Origin of the sequence: Chryseobacterium sp. KMC2 (assembly GCF_016756935.1) — a bacterium.
GTDB lineage: Bacteria > Bacteroidota > Bacteroidia > Flavobacteriales > Weeksellaceae > Chryseobacterium > Chryseobacterium rhizosphaerae.
This window is the reverse complement of the sequence record NZ_JAESIT010000045.1, coordinates 1-4,254: the sequence shown is the minus strand read 5'-3', so window position 1 is coordinate 4,254 and position 4,254 is coordinate 1. Positions and strand designations below refer to the sequence as shown.

Annotated in this window: 4 protein-coding genes; 2 read left to right on the top strand and 2 right to left on the bottom strand. The window is 31.1% G+C overall.

Annotated features, from left to right (window positions below; genetic code table 11):
- Nucleotides 1–1,231: 1,231 nt before the first annotated feature.
- Nucleotides 1,232–1,777, bottom strand: a complete 546-nt coding sequence (locus tag JML65_RS23685; protein ID WP_202272598.1) for a hypothetical protein — start codon at nt 1,775–1,777, stop codon at nt 1,232–1,234.
- A 91-nt stretch (nt 1,778–1,868) separates the two neighbouring features.
- Between JML65_RS23685 and JML65_RS23680 the strand changes: the two genes are divergently transcribed.
- Both JML65_RS23680 and JML65_RS23675 read left to right on the top strand, forming a co-directional pair.
- Nucleotides 1,869–2,177, top strand: coding sequence for a helix-turn-helix domain-containing protein (locus tag JML65_RS23680; RefSeq protein WP_202272596.1), 309 nt, complete (start codon nt 1,869–1,871; stop codon nt 2,175–2,177).
- A 198-nt stretch (nt 2,178–2,375) separates the two neighbouring features.
- The gene (locus JML65_RS23675) at nt 2,376–3,575 is read left to right on the top strand and encodes a leucine-rich repeat domain-containing protein (RefSeq protein ID WP_202272594.1); all 1,200 of its coding nucleotides are present in this window, start codon (nt 2,376–2,378) and stop codon (nt 3,573–3,575) included.
- Nucleotides 3,576–3,723: 148 nt separating this feature from the next.
- Here JML65_RS23675 and JML65_RS23670 read toward each other — a convergent pair whose 3' ends face one another.
- Complete coding sequence (locus tag JML65_RS23670) at nt 3,724–4,023, bottom strand: hypothetical protein (protein ID WP_202272592.1); 300 nt, start codon at nt 4,021–4,023, stop codon at nt 3,724–3,726.
- Between the last annotated feature and the right edge of the window lie 231 nt (nt 4,024–4,254).

Genomic DNA, 4,254 nt, shown 5'->3' with positions numbered 1-4,254 from the left:
TCGTTGATTCGTCGAAGCGCATGGAAAAGCATAATGCTTCATCAGCGACAAAGTCGCATCACTTTGCCCAACTTACAATAAAGCGGAATTATTCATCAACTTTGCGTTAATCTTTGTAATCAAAAATAATGTACTGATGGTATGTTTTTCTAACGCAAAGCTTTAACTTCATTATGCCTATTTTTTAGGGAGCAAAGAATAGAATCAACTTCGTTGATTCGTCGAAGCGCATGGAAAAGCATAATGCTTCATCAGCGACAAAGTCGCATCACTTTGCCCAACTTACAATAAAGCGGAATTATTCATCAACTTTGCGTTAATCTTTGTAATCAAAAATAATGTACTGATGGTATGTTTTTCTAACGCAAAGCTTTAACTTCATTATGCCTATTTTTTAGGGAGCAAAGAATAGAATCAACTTCGTTGATTCGTCGAAGCGCATGGAGAAGCATAATGCTTCATCAGCGACAAAGTTGCATCACTTTGCCCACTTACAATAAAGCGGAATTACTCATCAACTTTGCGTTAATCTTTGTAATCAAAAATAATGTAATGATGACATGTTTTTCTAACGCAAAGCTTTAGCTACATTATGCTTATTTTTTAGGGAGCTAAGAATAGAATCAACTTCGTTGATTCGTCGAAGCGTATGGATAAACATACCGCTTCATCAGCGACATAGTCGCATCACTTTACCCACTTATAATAAAGCGGAATTATTCATCAACTTTGCGTTAATCTTTGTAATCAAAAATAATGTAATGATGATGTGTTTTTCTAACGCAAAGCTTTAGCTACATTATGCCTATTTTTTAGGCAGCAAAGAATAGAATCAACTTCGTGGATTCGTCGAAGCGTATGGATAAACATACCGCTTCATCAGCGACATAGTCGCATCACTTTGCCAACTTACAATAAAGCGGAATCATACATCAACTTTGCGTTAATCTTTGTAATCAAAAATAATGTACTGATGGTATGTTTTTCTAACGCAAAGCTTTAGCTTCATTATGCATATTTTTTAGGGAGCTAAGAATAGAATCAACTTCGTGGATTCGTCGAAGCGTATGGATAAACATACCGCTTCATCAGCGACGAAGTTGCATCACTTTGCCCACTTATAATAAAGCGGAATTAATCATCAACTTTGCGTTAATCTTTGTAATCAAAATAATGTAATGATGGTGTGTTTTTCTAATGCAAAGCTTTAGCTTCATTATGCTCAACTTTCTTATCCTGAATGGGTGTCCGCCATCTTCTGTTCTCTCCTTCTCTGAAGAATAAGGTGTGCAGCATCCAGCATTTTAACCGTATGAATATAGGGCATAACGATATTCCTTTCCGGTAGATTTTCATAGACACCCATTGAAAAATAGACAATTCCCGACATAAAATAATCAAATTCTTTGAGGGTGTATGCTCTGAATGCTGTTTTGAAAACCAGCACAGGATTCCGGTATTCCTTCTCTGAAAGCAGACCAAGAACCCACGGGGAAATCTTTTCCGGCCGAGTGTCAACCGTCCATTTCCTGTCTTTCAGCATGATGAGATATCCTGCCCGGATCAACGACCTTATCGACTGGTAAAACTCAAAGATCACCGCCGGATCTTCATTGATCCAACTATTTCTTTTTACCGCGTAATTCATAATATTGCTGAGCCTTTCTTTGGCAACGTCCAGCTCATTGAACTGAAAGAAAGTTTCCATCAGCTGCAACCCGGAGCGCTTCTTGCCTGCCCGAAACCTGGGTGCAAAATCTGTTTTTATCTTTTTCATTGTTTGTATTTTTTTATAAATGTAATAAAAAAATACAACAAAACACATATATGTGTTGATGAATAATTTTAGAAAGCTCAAACTTTACTAAATGTATAAATGGCAAATAGAAGAATTAAAATTTCAAATTGGAAAGCTTATTCAGTTACATAGGCTCAAAAGAGGACTTTCGCAGTTTCAGCTTGGAAATGAGCTCAATATCTCAAGTAACCATGTCGGTAGGATTGAAAGAGCTGAAACGAATCCAACCATTGAAAGTCTTATCCTATTTTGTAATTTTCTTGAAATTGATCTATTACATTTATTTACAAAACTCAATGAAAAAGAATTAAAGAAGATTGAAAGTGAAATCGATCAGCTACAAAAAGAATTTAAAAATCAAAATAAGAGAAAATCCTGATAAAAATTTGATTATCTTCTAGTTTTAGACTTTTTTTAATAAAAATCCCGAGTGCTTCCTCAGCGGCTCGGGTAAACTTAGTTTATGTTAGTGAGGATGCCGAAGCAAATAAGTATACCTATCTTTGATCTTTCAAATATATTTATCCTTATTTCATTATACCTTCCCTCCAAAGGAATTACAAATTTAGAAATTTAAATGAATATAAAAATTAAAAACATAAATCAATCTAAACTTGACTTGTCAAACTATGGGTTAAAAGAAATCCCTGAAGAAGTTTTTGAATTAAAAAACTTAAAAAAATTAATATTAAGAAATAATAAAATAAAAAATATTCCTGCTGAGATTGAAAAGCTAAACAGGTTAGAAACTTTGGATTTATCAGGAAATAATATTTCATTATTTTATGCAAAAATTTGTTCACTCAAAAATTTAAAAATATTAAATCTAAATAATAATCAATTAAAAAATACCCCCTTACAATTAACAAATCTAAAAAAGTTGCGCAGCATACATCTATCCAATAATAGATTTAGGCAAATACCAAGTAATATATTTTCTTTACATAATTTAAGAGAGTTGGATATAAGTAATAACCCAATCGAAATTATTGATTCTCGAGTTGAAAATTTAAAAAATCTTCGAAAACTATGGATAAATAACTTGAAAATCAATAACTTCCCTATTGAATCAATAGGTAGTCTTAAAAGTTTAAATGCACTATATTGCTATACTAAAAGAAATGCAGATGATCTGGATCTGGATCTTGATACATATTTTAAAGTATTATCAATGATAAAAGGTAATTCAATAAAAAAATTAAATACGTTGATTGCGAATAGTAAAAGCAATGAAAATAAGACACTTATGAGAAATAAAATCAGAGAAATTAAAAAAATTTTCATTACTTATGCTTGGTCAGATGAGGAATTTAATACAAAAATCATTTCATTTGTTGATTTCTTAAGAAAGAAAGGTTTTGATGCAACTCTTGATAGGAAAAAAAGTCAAGAATCGGTCGCAATAAATTTTAATAAAATGATGATCGATGGAATTGCGAATAGTGATAAAGTTATTGTAGTTTTAAATAAAAAATATAAGGAGAGGGCTGAAAAATTTCTTGGGGGTGTTGATACAGAGTTTCAGATTATTTTTGAGGATAAAAAAGCGAATCCTAATAAATATATTTTTGTTTCATTTGGAGATGAAAACATAAAAGATATTTCACCATTGGCCATTGGTGGCACCGAAATTCTCAATCTCAAAAAAGATCAAGATGACAATAATTTTAATGTATTATTTAGCAAAATTAAAGAAGAGCAAATTATTAATTTTTCAAATATTCATGATGAAGAAGTTGAAGTTAGCAAGGTTGATATAGAGCCATTTAAGTTGTAAAATATTTTTCACTCTTCAAAATCGCCCTAGCTCAAAGATACAACTTAAGATTACACTTGAAAACAGTTGCTGGAAAATATTATTCAAGTTAAAGAATTGAACAAATCCATTAATGATTAAAAAGCACTCATTTTATGAGTGCTTTTACTTATTCCCATTCTCTTGGGTGTGGAACATTTTTCTTGTATAGAAATTTGAGAAACTTCACATCCTCTGTATGTGATGAATCATTACTTCCTGCTAATGTTTCATATTCATTTAGAATTTGTAGGGATTCATCATCATATTTACTCTTGTTATAATTCTTTTCGTAAATACATAATGAAAGTAAAATAGATTTAAATGTTTTTTGGTTAGGAGAATTATAGTAACCTGCAAACCAAATTGGAAATTCAGGCCTTCCCCAAATACTTATTACAGTATCTTCAAATCTCATTGCTATGTCCATAGTTATAATTTTTTTTAAATATATAAGAAATATTTGATTTGTTAATCATTTCTACTAAGTCTTCTAACTTTAGAGATGTTATTTCAAGGAAAATTTAAAATTATTAGTCATATTAAAATTTGTAAAAAGAGTTTCAATCTTTAATCCTATAAATTCCCTAGCTCTCCTAAGTCTCATGAATTTTGAGCAAATTTAAAGGAAATGACCTCATTTACTAGCTCAAAATTGGGA